Source organism: Novosphingobium sp. 18050 (assembly GCF_902706195.1).
GTDB lineage: Bacteria > Pseudomonadota > Alphaproteobacteria > Sphingomonadales > Sphingomonadaceae > Novosphingobium.
Window position 1 is genome coordinate 1 of the sequence record NZ_CACSJO010000012.1, and the last position, 18,740, is coordinate 18,740.

The 18,740-nt window shown below is 65.3% G+C and carries 16 protein-coding genes; 3 read left to right on the forward strand and 13 right to left on the reverse strand.

Features of this window, described 5'->3' with window-relative positions:
* Positions 1-277: 277 nt before the first annotated feature.
* Positions 278-424 carry a hypothetical protein gene (locus GVL61_RS12935; protein ID WP_159980670.1) on the reverse strand — a complete coding sequence of 49 codons (147 nt, stop codon included), beginning with the start codon at positions 422-424 and terminating at the stop codon, positions 278-280.
* Between the two features lie 621 nt (positions 425-1,045).
* Here GVL61_RS12935 and GVL61_RS12940 point away from each other — a divergent pair.
* Positions 1,046-2,155: a GGDEF domain-containing protein gene (locus GVL61_RS12940; protein WP_159980680.1), complete on the forward strand. Its 1,110-nt coding sequence runs from the start codon at positions 1,046-1,048 to the stop codon at positions 2,153-2,155.
* Positions 2,156-2,159: 4 nt separating this feature from the next.
* Here the strand turns inward: GVL61_RS12940 and GVL61_RS12945 are convergent, their stop codons facing one another.
* The 4 genes from GVL61_RS12945 to GVL61_RS12960 all read right to left on the reverse strand — a co-directional run bounded on the left by GVL61_RS12945 (position 2,160) and on the right by GVL61_RS12960 (position 7,270).
* Positions 2,160-3,071 carry an SDR family NAD(P)-dependent oxidoreductase gene (locus GVL61_RS12945; RefSeq protein ID WP_159980682.1) on the reverse strand — a complete coding sequence of 304 codons (912 nt, stop codon included), beginning with the start codon at positions 3,069-3,071 and terminating at the stop codon, positions 2,160-2,162.
* Positions 3,072-3,117: 46 nt separating this feature from the next.
* Positions 3,118-4,320: a CaiB/BaiF CoA-transferase family protein gene (locus tag GVL61_RS12950; protein WP_159980684.1), complete on the reverse strand. Its 1,203-nt coding sequence runs from the start codon at positions 4,318-4,320 to the stop codon at positions 3,118-3,120.
* Between the two features lie 161 nt (positions 4,321-4,481).
* Positions 4,482-5,624, reverse strand: a complete 1,143-nt coding sequence (locus GVL61_RS12955) for a MaoC family dehydratase N-terminal domain-containing protein (protein WP_159980686.1) — start codon at positions 5,622-5,624, stop codon at positions 4,482-4,484.
* A 29-nt stretch (positions 5,625-5,653) separates the two neighbouring features.
* A complete protein-coding gene (locus GVL61_RS12960; protein WP_200844822.1) occupies positions 5,654-7,270 on the reverse strand; it encodes an acyl-CoA synthetase in 1,617 nt (538 codons plus the stop codon).
* Between the two features lie 115 nt (positions 7,271-7,385).
* Here GVL61_RS12960 and GVL61_RS12965 point away from each other — a divergent pair, with 115 nt between their 5' ends.
* Positions 7,386-8,156: an IclR family transcriptional regulator gene (locus GVL61_RS12965; RefSeq protein WP_159980688.1), complete on the forward strand. Its 771-nt coding sequence runs from the start codon at positions 7,386-7,388 to the stop codon at positions 8,154-8,156.
* Positions 8,157-8,348: 192 nt separating this feature from the next.
* Here GVL61_RS12965 and GVL61_RS12970 read toward each other — a convergent pair whose 3' ends face one another.
* From GVL61_RS12970 to GVL61_RS12985, 4 genes are read right to left on the reverse strand one after another with little or no spacing between them, the layout of a single operon-like run.
* Entirely contained in the window at positions 8,349-9,383 is a 1,035-nt protein-coding gene (locus tag GVL61_RS12970; protein WP_159980690.1) for a zinc-binding dehydrogenase, read from the reverse strand.
* Positions 9,380-10,393 carry an LLM class flavin-dependent oxidoreductase gene (locus tag GVL61_RS12975; protein WP_159980692.1) on the reverse strand — a complete coding sequence of 338 codons (1,014 nt, stop codon included), beginning with the start codon at positions 10,391-10,393 and terminating at the stop codon, positions 9,380-9,382. Before GVL61_RS12975 ends, GVL61_RS12970 begins: the two co-directional genes overlap by 4 nt.
* The gene (locus GVL61_RS12980) at positions 10,390-10,893 is read right to left on the reverse strand and encodes a nuclear transport factor 2 family protein (protein WP_159980694.1); all 504 of its coding nucleotides are present in this window, start codon (positions 10,891-10,893) and stop codon (positions 10,390-10,392) included. Before GVL61_RS12980 ends, GVL61_RS12975 begins: the two co-directional genes overlap by 4 nt.
* 4 nt (positions 10,894-10,897) lie before the next feature.
* A complete protein-coding gene (locus GVL61_RS12985) occupies positions 10,898-11,710 on the reverse strand; it encodes an SDR family oxidoreductase (protein ID WP_159980696.1) in 813 nt (270 codons plus the stop codon).
* 71 nt (positions 11,711-11,781) lie between these two features.
* Between GVL61_RS12985 and GVL61_RS12990 the strand changes: the two genes are divergently transcribed.
* Positions 11,782-12,303: a GbsR/MarR family transcriptional regulator gene (locus GVL61_RS12990; RefSeq protein ID WP_159980698.1), complete on the forward strand. Its 522-nt coding sequence runs from the start codon at positions 11,782-11,784 to the stop codon at positions 12,301-12,303.
* Here the strand turns inward: GVL61_RS12990 and GVL61_RS12995 are convergent.
* The 4 genes from GVL61_RS12995 to GVL61_RS13010 all read right to left on the reverse strand — a co-directional run bounded on the left by GVL61_RS12995 (position 12,219) and on the right by GVL61_RS13010 (position 18,720).
* A complete protein-coding gene (locus GVL61_RS12995; protein ID WP_159980700.1) occupies positions 12,219-15,683 on the reverse strand; it encodes an indolepyruvate ferredoxin oxidoreductase family protein in 3,465 nt (1,154 codons plus the stop codon). The genes GVL61_RS12990 and GVL61_RS12995 overlap by 85 nt on opposite strands.
* A gap of 139 nt (positions 15,684-15,822) precedes the next feature.
* On the reverse strand, positions 15,823-16,845 hold the full coding sequence (locus GVL61_RS13000; protein WP_235037677.1) for a DUF2889 domain-containing protein: 1,023 nt from the start codon (positions 16,843-16,845) through the stop codon (positions 15,823-15,825).
* Between the two features lie 32 nt (positions 16,846-16,877).
* A complete protein-coding gene (locus tag GVL61_RS13005; protein WP_235037678.1) occupies positions 16,878-17,915 on the reverse strand; it encodes an NADP-dependent oxidoreductase in 1,038 nt (345 codons plus the stop codon).
* Between the two features lie 4 nt (positions 17,916-17,919).
* Entirely contained in the window at positions 17,920-18,720 is an 801-nt protein-coding gene (locus GVL61_RS13010; protein ID WP_159980702.1) for an SDR family NAD(P)-dependent oxidoreductase, read from the reverse strand.
* Positions 18,721-18,740: the final 20 nt, after the last annotated feature.

Sequence of the window (18,740 nt, forward strand, 5' to 3'; positions counted from 1 at the left end):
CTGCGCCCAAAGCGAGAAAGGAGAAGCCCGCATCTTGAACCTGCCGGTCAACGGCAGCACATAACTCATACCCACCCGGGTCAATTCTCAATGGTAATCCCGGGTCACATCTCAGTGGCAATCAACAGCCGAATGCGCTTGTTCTTCGCCAACCGTCTACATCCGGCGCATTTGGGGGCCAGATTGGGGGCCACATTAATTCTTGTGCCAAAGAAAACGTCCAAAAAGCTGGTCTTCTGGGCCATATTTCGATTCCCTCACGCTCCAATTCTCGATCTCAGCACATCCCATACAGCTTTGTAAACCGCTGAATTTTGAGGTATTTTTGGGTCATCCGGGCATTGTCGCGGCGATCGCTGGCGGCGTCCACTTCCTTCTGCTCGACGCGCAGGCCCCGGACCATGCGCAGGGCGCCGTCGCGCACGTCGAAGACGCGGTAGTAAGTCCGGCCGAAAATCCGCGTATATTGCCTACCGCGTTCTGGCGAAAAGCACTCAGGCGCTTTCTCACAGAAGGCCTCACGCCGAGACGCCAGTTATCGATTCGCTATGATATCAACGCTCGACAGGCTTTCCTCACCGCGCGTTGATAAAGGCCGAGCAGTGAGATCAGCCCGGCTTTTTTTCGGAAAACTCCCGACCCGCGACGCGCAGCAAAGGACACGTCGAACGACAATCCGAACTTGGCCGTCAGTTTTTTAAAATGCCGCTGCAACCAATGCAATTATCGCAACCCATAATGCGGCGTTAAACACCAGTATTACAGGGAGATCAAAGTATGGAGCATCGACGATCAACTCTCTGTCGTTAGACATAGCGAACCCATTTTCTGCGCCGTGCGTGGCAACCTCTCGATTCAAGAACCACGACTGCCCTGCAAAGTTTCTCATTTTCAGCGCAGGTTCAGCTTCGCGCGGCCTGCGAAATACTAATGCCGCGCAGGCTGCATCGCATCGTGCCACTCAGGGACAACGCCTAGGTGAATTCTCGCACAGCCCGATATTTCGTGTATTGGTACATGCTTAATGACTGGCGATGCCTGAGAAATGACGCAATCCGACGCTCTTTCCGAAAAAGTTTACATCGAGCTGGTTCGCAGTCTTTATGCGAACGTTCTGCCATCCAAGATCATGCTGGGGATCACCGGCCTGTACGTCTCGCTGATCGGACGCAGCGCGGGCAGCACTTTGCTGTGGGCCGTTGGGCTGGCCACCTTCTTCGCCTGCCTTATCCGCGTGGGCATCACCATCAGCCTGCGCAACCGGGCAATGACGGCGGCGCTCGATCGCCGATCGGCACGGCGGCTGGAGTTGAGCTACGCCGGACCGTATTATCTTTATGCAGCCCTGCTCGGCGCGCTTGGCGGCATCGTTTTCGCGGGGCCGGACCTTTCGTCGCATATGCTGACGATCTGTGTGCTCGTGGGCTATTGCGCCGGCGTAGCGACGGGCACCGGGCTGCGGCCGCTGGTTGCGATACCCAGCATGGTCATGGCGCTTGGGCCCTCCATCGCGGTGTCCGCGCTGCGGCTCGAGCCAGTCCATGCCGGGATGAGCCTGATCGCAGCGGCGTTCCTCTCCGGGGGGGCACAGTCGGTTCTTACCCAGCACCGGATGGTGATGACCGAGATCGGCAAGCGGCTTACCTCGGTGTCCCTGGCCCGGCGTGACGGGCTGACGGCGCTGCCCAACCGCCTGGCCCTGCGTGAGTATTTCGACGAGAATGCCTCACTGCTCGGCACCGGAAGCGTTGTGGCGGTACACTATCTCGACCTCGACGGGTTCAAGCCGGTCAACGACCGCTACGGCCACGCCGCCGGAGACGAACTCCTTGCCGCCGTGGCCGAGCGGCTGCGCGGTGCGGTGCGCGCCGGCGACATCGTCGCGCGGCTCGGCGGCGACGAGTTCGGGATCGTCCAGTTCGGCCTCAACCGGCACGAGGAAGCGGAACTGCTGGCACGGCGCATCATCGCGGCCATTGCCCAGCCCTTCCAGATCGGCGCGGACGGCATCAGCATCTCCGCCTGCGTGGGCACTGTCGTCTCCAGCGAGAGCGGGACGGACCTAGAAACCCTGCTACGCAACGCCGACGCCAAGCTCTACCAGGCCAAGCGCGAGCGCCCTGCGGCATCGCAGGTGCTGAGTTCGATGCTGTAAAGGGTCAGCCCTCGCGGATCATCCCGAAGCCGTAGAGCAGGTGATCCAACTGACCATCGGGGACGGGCGGGAAGGCCAGTGCATCGCCGCCCTCGCGGATGGCATCAATCTGGTCCGCCACGTCTTCCAGCGACCATTCGGGGCGGTAAAGGCCTGCGTTTTCGGTAATCCGGGCGCGGCCTAGGCGGCCTCCCATCGCTACGTACATTTCGCCGGTGGCCTGGCAGTCCTCGTGGCACAGATAAGCGACCATGGGGGCGACCTGCTCGGGCTCCATCGGCGGAAATTTGCTGGTGTCGATCCCTTCGGACATGCGGGTGACGGCAGCCGGGACGATGAGGTTAGAGCGAACGTTGCTATGCTGCCCTTCGATCGCGGCGGTGTTCGACAGGCCCATGAAGCCCGCCTTGCAAATCGCGTAGGTGACATTGTCGGACTTGCCGTAGAGCCCGTTGATCGAACTGGTCAGGACGATGCGGCCAAAGCCCTGCGCCATCATGTGCGGGAAGGCCTCGCGCACGACATGATAGGCGCCCTTCAGGTGCACGTCGAGAACCGCCGAGAAGTCCTCGTAACCCAGATTGCAAAGCGAGCCCCGCCGCACGTTGCCGGCCGAATGGATCAGAATGTCGATCCGCCCGAAGGCGTCCAGCGCGGCGTCGATAATGGCCTTGCCGCCTTGGGGTGTGGCGACGCTGTCGGTGTTGGCGATGGCCTCACCGCCAGCCGCGCGGATTTCGGCGGCGAGCGCTTCGGCAGGGCCTTCCAATGTGACATCGCCCGCCATCGACACACCGGGATCGTTGACCACGATCTTGCAGCCCCGGCTCGCCAGCAGCATTGCATGCGCCCGGCCAAGACCGCGGCCACCCCCGGTAATCACGGCGACGCGGCCATCGAAACGAAGCTCTGACATGATTATCTCTCTCCCGCTCCTGCTCGCAATGACGCAGGTTCGGCTATCAGGCAACGATACCCGACGCCCTTAACGCCGCGATCCGCTCGGGCGATAGATCGAGTACCTCGCCCAGGATCGCGTCGGTGTGCTGGCCCAACACCGGAGGCGCTTCGGGTACGGGTTGATCGGCATCGGTGAAACGGATCGAGCGGTTGACGATGGGGATGGCACCAAGCGCCGCGTGCTGCGCCTCCACCACCATCCCGCGCGCCATGGCCTGCGGCTGGGCCAGGGCTTCGGTAACGCCAAGTATCGGGGCATGCGGCACTTCCGCCGCCGTGAATATTTCCACCAGTTCGTCGACGCTATGGAGCGAGGTGAATGCCGCAACGATGGCATTGACCTCCTCGCGCGCATCGCGCCGCTTTTCCAGCGTGTCGTAGCGCGGGTCGGTGGCAAGGTCCGGCTGGCCGATGGACTTGCATATGCGGCCCCAGAACCCCGGCGTCAGGCAAGCGATGACGATGGAGCCCTCCCGCGCCGGAAAGATACCGTAGGGCACCAGATTGGGATGCTGCGAACCTACCCGCTGCGGGTCACTGCCGGTGAAGAAGGCAAGCTGGGCGATATAGCCCAGCATGCCCATCAGCCCGTCCATCAGACTGACGTCGATATGCCGGCCAAGCCCGGTCCGCTCCCGCTCGTAGAGCGCGGAGAGAATCCCGATCGGCCCGTTGATCCCGCCCACCAGATCACCCAGCGGAATGCCCAGCTTGGTAGGCAGCCCGTCCGGCTCGCCGTTCATCGACAGCGCGCCCGACATCGCCTGAAGCACGATGTCGAAGCTTGGCCGATCCTTCAACGGGCCGGTCTGGCCGAAGCCGGAAATCGAACAGTAGACGAGGCGCGGATTGACCTTGTGGAGTTCTTCCCAGCCCAGTCCCAGCCGCTCCATCACGCCGGGCCGGTAATTCTCGACCAGCACGTCGCAGTGCGCTGCGAGGTCCTTGACGAGGGCCAGTCCCTCCTCGCTCTTGAGATCGACGACGATGGACTTCTTGCCGCGATTGACGGCGAGGTAATAGTGGCTTTCCCCATCCCGGATCGGCGGGAAGCTGCGGGTTTCGTCGCCGGAACCGGGCGGCTCGATCTTGAAAACCTCGGCGCCCATGTCGGCAAGAGCAAGGCTGGCCGCAGGCCCGGCAAGCACGCGCGTGAAGTCGATCACACGAACGCCTGCAAGCGGGCCAGCCCAAGTCGAGGTCATAGAAAGACTTCTCAGTTCAGATGCGGGGGGTTTTCCCAGTCGAAATGCCTGGCCCCCTCGCGCTCCCATTAATGTCGAGGCTGCACCGCGCAGCTACGAGGTGCAAGTTCGACAAGTCCGGGAGCGCGAGGGCGATGGCCCTCGCACCTTCCCTTTTACCGTCAGCCCTTGCTCGGCAGTTCCGCCACCGAAGTGCCGAAGGCCGAAAGCTCACCGCGATGCGTGGTCGCCTTCTGGGCCACCTCGACGTAGCACTTGCCGTTCTCGACGAACTTGCGCGTCACTTCGCCGGTGAGGACCATGGCATCGCCGTCCGGGTTGTGGCGGCGGATCTGGCAGTTCGACTTGTGCAGGAAGCCGTCATCGCCGATCCAGTCGGTCATGTGGTGGGTCAGCCACGAGCAACGCTCCGGGCCGTAATCATAGGCGCCCGGCGCGCCGACTTCGAGAGCGAAGGCTTCGTCCCAGTGTACGCGCTCGGGGCAGTCCGGCACGTTGAAGCGGTTGCGGATGCCCAGGCCCGGGTGGGCCTTCTGCATCTTGTAGGCGAGCTTGTTGGCGCGGATGTAGAGGCCGCCCCAGCCCTGCGCGTAGCAGATGAAGCCCGTGACGGTCATCGGGCCCTTCATCATCGGCGGCAGCTTGTCGCCCACGTTCACGTCCTCGAAGTAGCGCGGGATCGCACCGCGCGTCTCTTCCTGGTCGTAGATTTCGTAGAACTCGTCGAGCTGCTCCTGGGTGAAGGGTTCGACGCGGCCGCGGGCCTCGGTGTATTTGGTGCCGCGCTCACGCGCTTCGTCGCGGTCGGTGCGGAAGACCCAGCTGTCGGCGCCGGCAACGTGGTCGCCCGACTGGTTGAAGAAGTCGACATGGTAGATCTGCTGGAACGAGCGTCCGGCGAACTTGGTCTGGTGTTCGACCAGGTCCTTGAGCGAAGCCACGGCACTGATCGTGTCATTGCGCAGCACCGGCTTGTGCCAGGTCCAGTCGGCACCCGCCCACATGGCGTGGACGCCCGACAGACCGCCGCAGTAGCCCGAGATGATACGGCTGGTGGTGAACAGGAACGAGGGCAGCGCGACGACGGTGCCGTACTTGGTCTTCGCCGCATATTCCGGGTCGCACCACAGCGGGTTATCGTCGCCGATGCCGTGGGCGTAGTGGCGAATGGCATCGCGGGTGGCTTCGTAGTTCCAGGGCTCGACGGTGTTCTCGATCTTCACGCCGATGCGCTTGCGCAGATCGTCGAGGCCCTCCTCGGTGATCTTGGGGAACTTGTTCTTCGGTTCTGCTGTGGTAGCCATTTCTCTACTCCTCAAACTTTCGAATCTTGTCAGGCGACGGCTTCGGCGGCTTTCGCCGCTTCGCGGTCGCGCAGCATCTTGCGGTGGACCTTGCCTGCGGGGTTCTTGGGCAGTTCATCGACGAACTCGACGATGCGCGGGAATTCGTGCTGGGCCAGGCGCTCACGGGTGAAGTCCTGCAGTTCGCGCACGAAGGCGTCGTCGCACGCGCGGTTGGCGACGACGAAGGCCTTCACCACCTGTCCGCGCTGCTCGTCGGGGACTCCGATCACGCCGCATTCCATCACGTTGTCGTGGCGCAGCATGGTGTTCTCGATCTCGACCGCGCTCATCGTCCAGCCGGCAGAGATGATCACGTCGTCAGCCCGGCCGCAGTGGTAGAAAGTGCCATCCTCATCGGTGCGGGCGCGGTCCTTGGTTGTCATCCACCCGCCCTCTTCGCCCTTTTTGGCTCTCCAGAGCATCAGTTCCCCGATCTCGCCGGGGTCGCAGATGGAGCCGTCGGCCCGGTGGACTTCCAGTTTCTGGCCCGGAACCGCCTTGCCCAGCGACCCCGGTTTTACCGTGAAGTCGGCTGCGCCGGGGTAGTTCACCAGCACCACGCCGATCTCGGTCGTGCCGTACATCGAGCAGGCGGGGACCTTGAACCACGCGTCGATCCACTCCAGCGTCGCCGGGTCGATCGGCTCTCCCGTGAAAGACAGCTTCTCGAAGTGAAACGCGAAGTCCGCCGCTTTCCCGCTGTTCTTCATCATGCGGTAATGCGTCGCGGCGGCCGACATGTTGGTGATGGCAAAATCGTCCAGCGCCTTCATCAACCGCACCGGATCGAAGCGGCCCGCAAAAGTGCCCGTGGTCACACCCAGCGCCAGCGGAGCCAGCGTGCCGTGCCACAGCCCATGCCCCCATGCGGGGCTTGAGGGGCAGAAGAATTCATCCCCCGGCCGGATGCCGGTGCCGTAAAGCGCCGCAAACATCAGCGTTACAAGCGTACGGTGCGAATGCTTGACCGCCTCGGGCAGTTCGCGCGTCGTTCCGCTGGTGTACTGGAACACCGCCATGTCATTGGCGCGGGTCCTGGGTACATAAGTGGTCGGCAGGTCCGCCAGCGAGGCGAGAAATACCTCGTCCGCCACGACCACGCGCGGCCATTTTTCTCCATTGGGGCCATCCACCGCGATCGAGCGGGCAAGATCCGCCTTTTCGGCATTGGTAATGAGGATCGAAGGTTCGCAGTCCCCCACCCGAAGCCGCAGCGCGTCCGGGCCGAACAGGGTGAACAGCGGCACCGAGATCGCCCCCGTCTGCATCGCCCCGAACAGGCAGACATAGAACGGCAGCGACGGCTCCAGCATGAAGGCAATCCGCTCGCCTGGCTGCACGCCCTCGGCATCGAGCCAGTGCGCAAACCGCGCCGCGCCGGTGGAAATCGTATCGAAACTGAGGATTTCGTCACTGCCGTCGGCATGGGCAATGCGCACAGCCGGACGGCCGGAGCCGTCAGCATGGCGCGTCACGCATTCATGCGCGATGTTGAGATGCTCCCGGTCGCCGTCAAACAACTCCCACAGCGCCGCCGACGAGGCACGGGCCTGCGCATCGGCATAGCTTGTGTAGTCGGTAAGCCCTGAGATCACCTTGGCCATCAACTGTCCCGTTCCCTCCTCTCGAATCGCGCCGAAAGGAATTTTCCTTGTGTTCAGCAAAGTCTGGCATGGGTTGCTTGTTTTTGTAAATATTGAATGTTATTCTATATATTGAATGACAAACCTCGACGACACCGTGAAGGCCAGCAAGGCCCCAGCCATCGCCCGTGCGGCCGCCGTCCTGCGCCTGCTCGGCAAACGCGGCTCCCCGATGGGGGTCCAGTCCATCGCCCGCGAACTCGGGCTGGTTCCCAGTACCTGTCTCTATGTGCTGCGCGCCCTGGTGGCCGAGGAACTGGTGGCTTTCGACGGCGACACAAAGCGCTACGCCCTCGATGCCGGCGTCCTCACGCTGGCCCGCGCATGGCTGCGACGCGACCAGTTCAACGACCTCGCCCAACCCGCACTCGACCGGCTGGCGCGCGAATTCGGGATCACCACTCTGGGGGTGCAGGTCTTCGGGCTGGATCACATCATCGTGACGGCGATGTCGCAGTCAGGGCAGAACTTCCAGCTCTCCACCCAGGTCGGCAGCCGCTTCCCGGCGCTGGTCTCCGCCACCGGCCGCTGCATCGCCGCCTTCGGAAACTACCCGGAAGGCGACCTCCGGCCCCGCTTCGAACACTTGCGCTGGGACGAAGCGCCCTCTTGGGAGAACTGGTGCGCCCAAGTCGAGGAAGCACGCGAAACCGGCGTCGCGGTGGACGCCGGGAACTACATTGCCGGCGTCACCGTGATCGCCGCTCCGGTATGGAAAGGTACAGGATCACCTAGCCACGCACTGGTCGCGATCGGGATCGGGGCAGCGCTGCGCAGCGAATTACCTCGATTAAAGGAGGTTCTTCGAGGGGCGGCAAGGTCCTTGAGCGAACAGTTGGAAGGGTGACGACCTGGGGCCATTGCCCCAGCCCCCGGGAACGTCGATGTCACGCGCGCAGCAGCCTCCCCCGCCCACGGTGAGCCGGGAGACAGTACAGCCTGCGGCAAGGAATGCGCGAGGTGGCTGCGCGCATGACGACGACAGTAACGGGGTCTGGGGCAATGGCCCCAGGTTTTCCCCTTCAAAACACCTTCACCCTCACATCAAACGCGGGTCAACGACCGTGCGAACCGGAGTCCCAGGCCCCGACAGATTGGCGATCGCTTCGGCCACTTCGCCCAGGCCAATCCTTCCCCCCAGCCACGGCGTTACGTCGATGCGGCCATCCGCGATGCTGCGCAAAGCGAGTTCCATGTCCTGCGGTTCCTCACCGCCGGCGAACTGGATGTTGAGACGCTTGTTCTGCGCGGCGAAGACATAAAGTGGCTCGGGTTCCATGCAGTAGCCGCCCATGACGATGCGCCCGTCGAAGGGGGCGCTCTCGATGATCCGCTGCAGCATTCCGGGCACGCCGACGTTTTCGTAGACGAGATTGACGCGCCGGCTGCCCAGGTCCGGCAGGGGGCCGTAGGGGTCTGTCTCGCGCGGATCGATGGCGATGTGGGCACCCATGCGCAGCGCCAGTTCGCGGCGGTCGGCATGGAAATCGGCGGCTACGATCGGGGCAACGCCCGCCAGCGCAAGGCCGGCTATCACGCCGAGTCCGATCGCACCGCAGCCAAGCACCAGCGCGACATCGTCCTTGTCCGGGCGCCCGCGCCTTGCGTGTTCGAGGCCTACGGCAAGGGGTTCTATCATCGCGGCGTGATCGTCGGGCAAGCCTTCGGGCACTTCGAGGAGGAAGTCCTCGTCGAGCAGCATCAGTTCGCCGCATCCGCCCGGGCAGGTATGGCTGAAGCCGACCACCGCATGTGCCCCGCCCTGCCGCATGATCGGCACCGAGGTGACCCGCCGCCCCGGTGTGACAGCGCGGCGACTGCCTGCGCCGTAGTCCAGCACTTCACCCACGAACTCGTGCCCCGGCACGAAGGCGCGGGTGTATTCCAGCGCGGCATAGGGCCCACCCATGCGACGCGAGAGGTCGATGATGTTCTGGCCGCCGGAGATGAAATGCGCGTCCGATGCACAAAGGCCGCAGGAGTGCGTGCGCACGAGGGCTTGCCCCTTGCCCGGTTCGGGGTCGGGCAGTTCGCGGACGTGGACCTGCCCGTTTTCGATGCAGGCGGCTTTCACGCCGAAATCGCCTTGCGCAGCGCGGGCATCGTCTTTTCAAGCAGCTTCAGGCTCTTCCAGCCCTGCTGCGGCGAGAGGCCGCCGAGGAGGGGCTGGAATCCGATGTTGCCGCCTTCCATTTCGGCCACCTTTTCCAGCAGCATCTGCGGGGTCCAGGCAGCGAACATCCCGGCGTGGCGCAGCACGGCCGGGTCGGTCAGGCCCTTGAAGGGCGAGCTGGATGCATTGCCTTCGGCCTCCGCCCACTTGGCATATTCGGTGATGACGTGGACGGCGTGGGGGGCGATGGCCTCCCACCCCTCATCCGGATCTTCGCATAAGTGGATCGCCAGCGGCATGCCGGGCCGAGGGCGAAAGTACGTGCGCGGGCGATTGCCGAGGCGTTCGCATTCGGCGAGGTAAATGTCGACGAGGTCGCCCTTCATCGGCCCGAACCCGACGCCGAACTTCGCTGCGCGCCGAGCCGAGGCCGGCACGCCGCCGCCGACGAGGACGATGTCCTCCGGCTCCTGCACTGGCAGCGGGCGCACGAAAATGGGGCGCGTTCCGGCATCACTGGTATGCTCGAAACGCTCACCCTTGAGGGCGCGCAGGATGATCTCCAGCCCCTCGTCCATCAGCTTTGCGCGGTCGCCCAGCGACTTGCGGAACATCGCGAATTCATAGGGGACATAGCCCGCGCCGAAGATCACGCCGAGACGGCCGTTCGACATGTTGTCCACCACCGCGATCTGTTCGGCCAGTTCCAGCGGATCGTGCAGCGGCAGGATCACCGCGCCAAGGAGGAAGCGGATCCGGCTGGTCACCGCCGCCATGCCGCCTGCCAGCGCGAAAGGCTGCGGCAGGTAGCCGTCGTCCGACCCGTGGTGCTGCATGAGGCCGATCTGGTCGGCGCCGATCCTGTCGACGAAGGCGGCCATCTCGATTGCGGCACGGTAGAGTTCGTGCGTCGGCGTGGCCCAATCTGGCGAACGCATGTCGAACGAGACGGAAATCTTGCAGTCCTTCACGACCGGCTCTCCAGTATGGCGTAAGACGGGTCGTCCTTCCCGCGCGTGGCGGTTTCATGCTTCTTCATCGGCGTGACCTCGCTGATCGCATCGAATTCGATGACGGTCTGGCGCCGGTCGATCGCCCAGTGGCCGCCCCGTTTCGACCAGGTGTCGCAGTAGCGCGCCCAGTTCTCGATCTGCATGGTGCGCCCCTCGCGCTCCATGCGCAGGGTGGCGGTGACATAGGCCTCGCTGGAAGCGCGCGTGCCCGCCAGTTCGATCAGGATATTGGAAACCTGATGAGTGTGGTGCAGCAGGTTCCCGTGCGCCTCGCATATCCAGTCGATCGCGCCGCGCCCCGGTCCGCTATACCCATGCGGGCCATAGTCGGCAGTGGCATCTTCGTGAAACACGCTGTGGCCGAGCGGCACGTCGAGCCGGTCGACGCTGCGGCAGTAGCGGTAGATCTGCTCGGTGATCGCCTGCTTGTCGGCAAGCTCGGCAAGGATATCGGTCACTGCGTCATCCCTTCACGGTGTAGGCAGCCGAAATCGCGGCGATCTGGCGAATGCGGGCCCGGCGCTGGGCAGCGGAGGAAGCGGACATCACCGCCTCGTCGTCGGCCTCGCCCCAGTTGCACACCGGGCCGAAAGGCAGGCGTTCGAGGCCAAGGCGGGCCACGTCGTCGGCATCGGCAAGCCCGGCCGGGACCGCCATGCCGCGCGCCTCCATCAGTTCGCGGTGGGCAGGCGTATCGGTTCGACCAAGCACATAGCTGAGGACATCGACCCCGTGCGGCTCCAGTTCGGCCCAGAGCGCTTCGCTCAGCACCAGATCGAACGCCTTGGTCGCGGCATAGACGTTGATGCCGGGCAGGCCGCCGTAACAGGCGCCCGATCCCACCACCATCAATCCGCCCCGCCCGCGCTGCCGCATCGGCGCGGCAAAGGCATGAAGCGCGCGCATCGTCGTCATGACATTGCGCATGACCAGCACGTCCCAGTTGGCGACGGCATTATCGAGGAACATCGCGCCGTTGGGATCGGCACCGGCGTTGAGGATCAGCAGCCCCACCTCGCGCCCCTCCGCCGCGCCGAGCAATTGCTGCGCGGCATCCTCGGCGGCGAGGTCGATGGTGGCGGTGATGCACTGCGTCCCGTGCGCCGCGCGCAGTTCCTGCGCCAGCGCGGCGAGCGGCCCTTCGCGCCGGGCGACGAGGATAAGGTTCAGGCCCTTCGCGGAGAGTTGCCGCGCGAAAGATGCGCCGGTTCCTTCCGACGCCCCGGCGATCAACGCCCAGGGGCCGTAACGGCGCTTGAATTCCAGGTCGTCCATCGCCTTGGTTCTCCCATTCCGCGCCCGGTTTTCCGCTGGCGTCTCGGCATCAAATTCAGTAAATACAGAATATGTCGAACATCAAGCCCACAAAGCAGGACGAAGCCTTTCTTGACGCCATGGCGATGTTGATGACCCCCTGGGGCTGGCCGCGGCCGGTCGGGCGCATCTACGCCTATCTCCTGCTGCGCGAGGAACCGGCGACGCTGGACCAGATCGCGGCGGACCTTGGCATGAGCAAAAGCAACGCAAGCGTCGCCGCCCGCACGCTGGAGCATTGCGGCAATGCCCGCCGTCAGGGCGAACCGGGCAGCCGCCGCATCTATTATTCGGTGCCGGGAGAGTTCAGCGGGCCCTTCGTCGCCAAGGCCGAACTGCTGGAGCGGCAAGTGCGAATGTTCAAAGGCCAGCGCGGCCGCGCCGTCCCGGACGTCGTCGCCGAGCGTTTCGATCGCATCTCCGAATTCTACACCGCCATGCGGGTGGCTATCGAAGGCGTGATCGCCTGTCAGGCCGGCTCCGCGATCCGTTCGGCGGCGGCAGCGGACGAGGACGAGAGCCCGGCGCGCAAGACCGCCACCCGCGCGCGGTAGGCGGCAACGCCGGCTTCTTTGACCGGGCCATAGCCGGCGATCAGGTCGGCCGAGGCTGCAAGTTCTATCGCGGCCTCCATCGACTGCGGCGTCACGCTGGCCGCGAGGTCCTCAATGAGGGCGCGGTATTCGCCGGGTAGCGCGCGTTCCATGCGCCGCTCAGCCGTGAAACCGAAGGGGTCAAGCGCCGTGCCGCGCAGGACTTTGAGCCGTGCCAGCACCTCAAAGACCGGAAATATCCAGCCGCCGAACGCGATCTTGCGCGGCCTCCCGGTGCGTGCATCCCTGCGCCATGCCAGCAGTGGCGGCGCAAGGTGGACCCTGAGCCGAGGGCTGCCGGCAAAAGTATCCGCCAATCCCTGACGAAAGGCGGGAGTGGTATAAAGGCGGGCTACTTCGTACTCGTCCTTGTAGGCCATCAACCGGCCAAGGCCGCCAGCAACCCGGGTCAGGAACGGCTGCGCATCAGTAATCCCGCGCGCGGCCAGAGTAGCTTCGATATCGCCAAGGAAAGCGCGGTACTGCGCGGCATAGCCCTCGTTCTGATAGGCTGTGAGCAGGCGGGCACGGTGCTCCACCAGCGCAGCATAGCCAGTTCCTTCCTGCGGCGCAGCGACAGGAAGGAACTCGCAGTCCACCCCCGCCGCCGCCAGCCTTCCCAGCGCGAGCGCCGCCAGGTTCGGGCGAACGGCCACACCGTTCAACCGCACCGCCTGCTCGATCGAATCCAGCCTGACCGGCAGCAGCCCCTTCTGCGCCGCGAAGCCCAGCATCATGAGGTTGGTGAAGATCGTGTCTCCCAGTAACCGGTTCGCCAATGTCCCGGCGCGCAGCGAGGCCACGTTCGCGGGATCGACGCGGCGGCCGATGGCAGTCACGAAACGGGTGGCAGCCAGATCGAGGTTTCGGTTCCGCTGAAACTCGCCGGTGGGAACGACGTCCTCATTGGCCAGCACGCGCGTTTCGGGCCGCGTCAGCGCCAGCACTTCCGGTCCAGCTGCGACGACGAGGTCGCAGGCGATCAGCACATCCACCTGCCCCGCACCCAGCCGCGCCGAGGGGATCGCGGCGATGTCCGTGCCGATACGGATATGGCTGGTCACCGCGCCGCCCTTCTGGGCCATGCCGGTCTGATCCAGCACCTTGGCCGCTTTGCCTTCGAGATGCGCGGCCATGGCGATGACCGCTCCAACGGTGAGCACACCCGTCCCGCCGATGCCCGCCACTGCGAGCGCGCAGGAGCCTTGTTCCATTTCCAGCACCGCCGGGACCGGCAAGACTGCTACGTGCGCCGCCAGCGCCGCATCGTCGATCCCGCGCTTCGCCAATGCTGCGCCCGAAACTTCGACGAAGCTGGGGCAGAAGCCCTTGATGCAGGAATAATCCTTGTTGCAGGTCGACTGGTCGATCGCGCGCTTGCGGCCAAGTTCGGTCTCGATCGGCACCACCGATAGACAGTTGGACTGCACCGAGCAGTCACCGCAGCCTTCGCAGACCGCCGGGTTGATCCAGAGCCGCTTGTCGGGGTCGGGATAGCCGCCCTTCTTGCGCCGCCGCCGCTTCTCGTTGGCGCAGGTCTGTTCGTAGACGATGGCCGATGTACCCAGCGTCTCGCGAAGTTCGCGCTGCACGGCGTCGAGGTGGTCGCGGTGCAGGACGCGGGTGCCGCGCGGCAGGTCGGCGTGGGCGAAACGGGACGGGTCCTCGCTCACCAGCACCACCGGATCGACGCCCTCGGTAACCAGTTCGCGCACGATCTGCTCGGGTGTCAGCGCACCTTCGGCGGGCTGGCCGCCGGTCATCGCCACGGCATCGTTGTAGAGTATCTTGAAAGTGACCCGGCTTTTCGCGGCTACCGCCGCGCGGATCGTCAGCAGGCCCGAGTGTGTGTAAGTGCCGTCGCCGAGGTTCTGGAACATGTGCGGCGTATCGACGAACGTCTGCGCGCCGACCCAGGGCATGCCCTCCTGCCCCATCGACACGGTCTGCATGGTATTGCGATCGGGCATGTAGTGGGCAAGGCCGTGGCACCCCGTCGCCCCCATCGCGGCGCTCCCTTCGGGCACCAGCGTCGAGGTATTGTGCGGGCAACCCGAGCAGAAATAGGCCGGCCGGATCGCCAGTCGCTGCAACGCGCCGGCCCCGCCTTCGAGCACGCAAAGGGCAGCATCACGCGCCGCTGTCTGCTCGTCCAGAATACCCAGAGCGGCGAGGCGGCTCACCAGAGCCCGGCGCACGCCCGCGGGGTCCAGCACCCCGGTTTCGCGCAGGAGCGGTGTGCCGTCGGGGAGAGTCTTGCCGGTAAGCACGGGCGCGTCGGCGCGGCCGTAGAAGATGCGGGCCAGCTGGTCCTCGATGAAGGCGCGCTTCTCCTCCACCACCAGGACTTCGGCGCTGCCGCCGCAAGCCTCGCGAACGAAGGCGGCGTCGAGCGGCCAGACGAGGCCCAGTTTCACCACGCGCAGGCCCAGGGCGCGGCGGCGCCCGTCGTCCAGCCCCAGGTCGGTAAGGGCCTGGCATACGTCGAGCCAGGCCTTCCCTGCGCTCACTATGGTCAGGCGGCGAGTGGAGGCATCGTGGCTCACCCGGTCGAGGCGGTTGAGCGCGGCAAAGTGCGGGACGATCGGCAGGCGCTGCTCGATCACGGCTGTCTCCTGATCCAGCGCCGACATGCCGAGCCGCAAGTTGGGGGAAATGCCGGGGATTTCAGGCATATGGATGGGGAAGGCGTCGCCGGGCAAGGTTACGGTAGTGGTCAGGTCCAGCGTGTCCGTCACCGCTTTCAGGCCCACGTAGAGCCCGCTGGCGCGTGAGAGCGCCCAGCCCAGTTGGCCCATCGTCAGGATTTCGTCGGTCGTCGCGGGATAGAGCACCGGCGCCATCGCGGTGACCAGCACGTGCTCGGACTGGTGCGCGGTGAGCGAGGACTTTGCGGCATGGTCGTCGCCGCACAGCAGCAGCGCGCCGCCCTTGCTGTGCGTGCCCTCGAAGTTGGCGGCCTTGATCGCCTCGCCCGCGCGCTCGACGCCCACGCCCTTGGCGTACCACAGCGAGAACACGCCATCGACACGGGGCTTGCCGTACCAGCCCAGTTGCTGGGTGCCGCGCACCGAAGTCGCCGCCAGTTCCTCATTGAGGCCGGGTTCGAAGCGGATGTCGTGCTCGCCCAGCAGCGTCTCGCTCGCCCAGAGCTGCGCGTCGAGCGTGGTGATAGGCGAGCCGCGATAGCCGGTGACATAGCCCGCAGTGTTCAGCCCTGCCGCCCTGTCCCGCCGGGCCTGATCGAGCAGCAGGCGCACCACGCCCTGCAGCGCCGAGAGCATTACCTGCCCTTCGGTCTGCACATATTTGTCATCAAGCGTGACGACCGATCTGGTCACTCATTTCCCCGCAGGTTTTCTGTTCCTGCGCCCGGCCTTTCAGATGCGGGCGGCCCGCGCAAGCGAGGCCTGGGTCTTGCGCCGCGCCGGTCAAGTGGCGTTGCGGGAGGGGGTCTGCCGGGCGGAGAGGACGGGCCCCCTATCCGCCAATCTTCGCTGCCAGTTCCGGCACGTCGGCCAGCGCACGCAAAGCGTCGTTGAGGTGGGTGCAGCCTTCCGGCCCGCGTAGCTGCGTCAACACCTCGTCGCGAATGTGGCCTAGGCCCCGGCCCACAAGACGCTGGGTGTTGTAGATCGCACCGGGGCATTCCGAGAACGGCAGGATGCGCGCCTCTGGCTCGATCGACAGCACTTCGAGCGTGGCAAGATCCGCCGTCGCCCGCAGGAGGTATTCGTGGATCGCGACGCGGCTGCCGTCGATGCGGGCGGCGCTGTCCTGAAACGCGGAATCGATGCGGATCACCCCGGCTGCCTCGTCTCTGGTCACGTCAATGCGGCGGGCACGGCGAAAGCCTGCGCCTTCGTGATCGGACAGCATGTGCCAGCCCTGCGGATCGAGCGGATTGCGCACATCGCCTGCATTGGCGCTGGCGACATCCTCCGGCGGGCCGCCGGGCTGGACGCCGCTGTTGCCTTCCTGCAAGCCCCAGCACACGTTGACCCGCTGGGCCATGAGCTGCTCATGCTGCTCCTCGCCGATGCGTTCGCGCAGCCGCTCGGCCCAGTCGGGATAGAACTGCGACCACGCAAAAGAGCTGACCAGCGCGGTGCCCGAAAGATCGTCAAGCACAAGATAGAGCGGGTGCGCCAGATCGGGCATGATCTCGCGTAGCAAGGCCCGCAAGTGGCCGCCTGCACGGGCACCGATCAGCCGCTCCGACCCGGCGGGAGCGGGGTCGGCAGTGATGGCGGTGATCGTCTTGTCCTCGGTCATCCGCACGTCGAAGCGCGCCTCGGCCAGGGTCAGGCCTTCGGTGCCCGCCAGCGGCGTCCACAAATCGCGCGCCGCGCCGATGAAGAGGCGCTGGCCCTCGATCCCGTCCGGCCACGACACGTCGATGCTGGTGGTGCGCCGCACCGAACCGGCGATGCGGGCCGGGGCGGGATTGGCGGTGCTGCGCGGCGGCGAAGCCAGAGGCGAGGACGGAGTCATGGTATTCATGCGAATCACGCTGGACCCCGCCGCGCGGCCAATCAAGCCTCGGGTGCGACGCGTACCAGCAGCTTGCCCACGTGATCATGGCCCGAGAACACGCTGGAAAAGGCCTGCGGGGCGGCTTCGATGCCCTCAACCATGGATTCGGCAAAACGGATTTTTCCTGCCTTCATCCACCCGGCGATGTCCTCCAGTCCCTTCTGGCCGCCGAAGATCCCCGCGAATCCCTTGATCTCAAGGCCCTTGGCCATGATCTGGCGGTAGAAGCCGGGCAGATGATCCGGGCCGGGGCCTTCCATGCCTACGCCGTAATAGGCGATGAAACCGCACATCGGCATACGCGCGCCTCGCTTGAGATGCGGCATCACCGCCAGCGTCACATCCCCGCCCACGTTGTCGAGATAGACATTCGCGCCTTCGGGCAGTGCGGTCTTGAGCTGGTCCGCAAAGTCCGGCGCCTTGTAATCGGCCACCGCGTCGAAACCGAGGTCCAGCAGCGCCGCGCACTTCACGGTGCCTCCGGCTATGCCGACCGCGCGGGCGCCCAGCACTTTCACGATCTGCCCCGCAATCGAGCCCACTGCGCCGGCAGCGGCGGAGATCACAACGGTCTCACCCGCCGCGACCCGGCCGACCTTGACGATGCCTTCATAGGCCGTCTGCCCGGGACCGCCCAGCGCGCCCAGCGCAGTGGAGACCGGCGCCAGTGCACGATCGACCTTGCGCGGGGGCCCGCGATAATCACTCTGATCCGGTGCGACGACGCTATATTCCTGCCAGCCGCTACGCCCCTCCACCACGTCTCCGGGGGCGTAATCGGGATGGTTGGAGGCCGCCACCTCGCACACGGTGGGACCGATCATGACTGCGTTTGGCACCATCCGGCTCGCACCCGAGAGTACCTTTTCGTCGAGCGAGAAACGGATCAGCGGGTCAAGCGCGATGTAAAGCGTCCTGAGCAGGATTTCCCGCGCCCCCGCCTCCGGGACCGGCACCTCCTCGATGCGGAAATCGGAAGGGCCGGGATTGCCGCAGGGATAGGCGGCGAGGACGACCTGTTTCATCGTATTGCTCATGGCTTCAACCTCCAGCCTTTCGCCCGGCGGACAGACCGCCGTCGACGGGCAGGTTCACCCCGGTGATGTTCGAGGCAAGGTCGGAGGCAAGGAACAGCGCCGCCGAAGCCGTATCGCGCGGGTCGATGGCCCGGCCCAGCGGATGCGCCTTGCCCATGCCTTCGAGGATGCGGCCGCGGTGTTCGCTGTCGGGGTCCATCCCGGCGTAATGGGTGAGCATCCCCGCCGGGCACACCGCATTGACGCGGATACCCTTGTCCGCGACCTCTATCGCCAAAGCGCGGGTAAGCTGAACGACCGCGCCCTTCGTCGCGCCATAAAGCACGCCGCCATACCCCATCAGCCCCGCGACCGAGGCGGTGGAGACGATGGCGCCGCCGCTGCCTTGCACCTCGAACTGGCGGATCGCCGCCTGGCAGCCGTAGACGACGCCGTTGATATTGACGTCCTCCACGCGCTTCATCTCCTCGGGATCGCACTCGACGAGGGAGCGCAGCCCCCTGCCGGGGACCGGGCTGATGGTAATGCCGGCATTGTTGTAAATCACGTCGAGCCGCCCGAACGCGGCCACTGCCGCCGCCACTGCTGCATCGACGCTGGCCGGGTCGGCGACATTGCAGGTGACAGCCACTGCCTCGCCCCCGGCGGCCTTGGCCAGCGCTGCGGTTTCCTCGGCATTGGCGCCGTTGATGTCGGCGGCGATGACCTTGGCGCCATGCTCGCAGAACAGCAGCACCGCCGCGCGGCCCACGCCGGAGCCCGCACCGGTGACGAGCGCCACTTTGCCCTGAACCAGTCCTTCCATCGTCCCTCTCCCTTATGTGC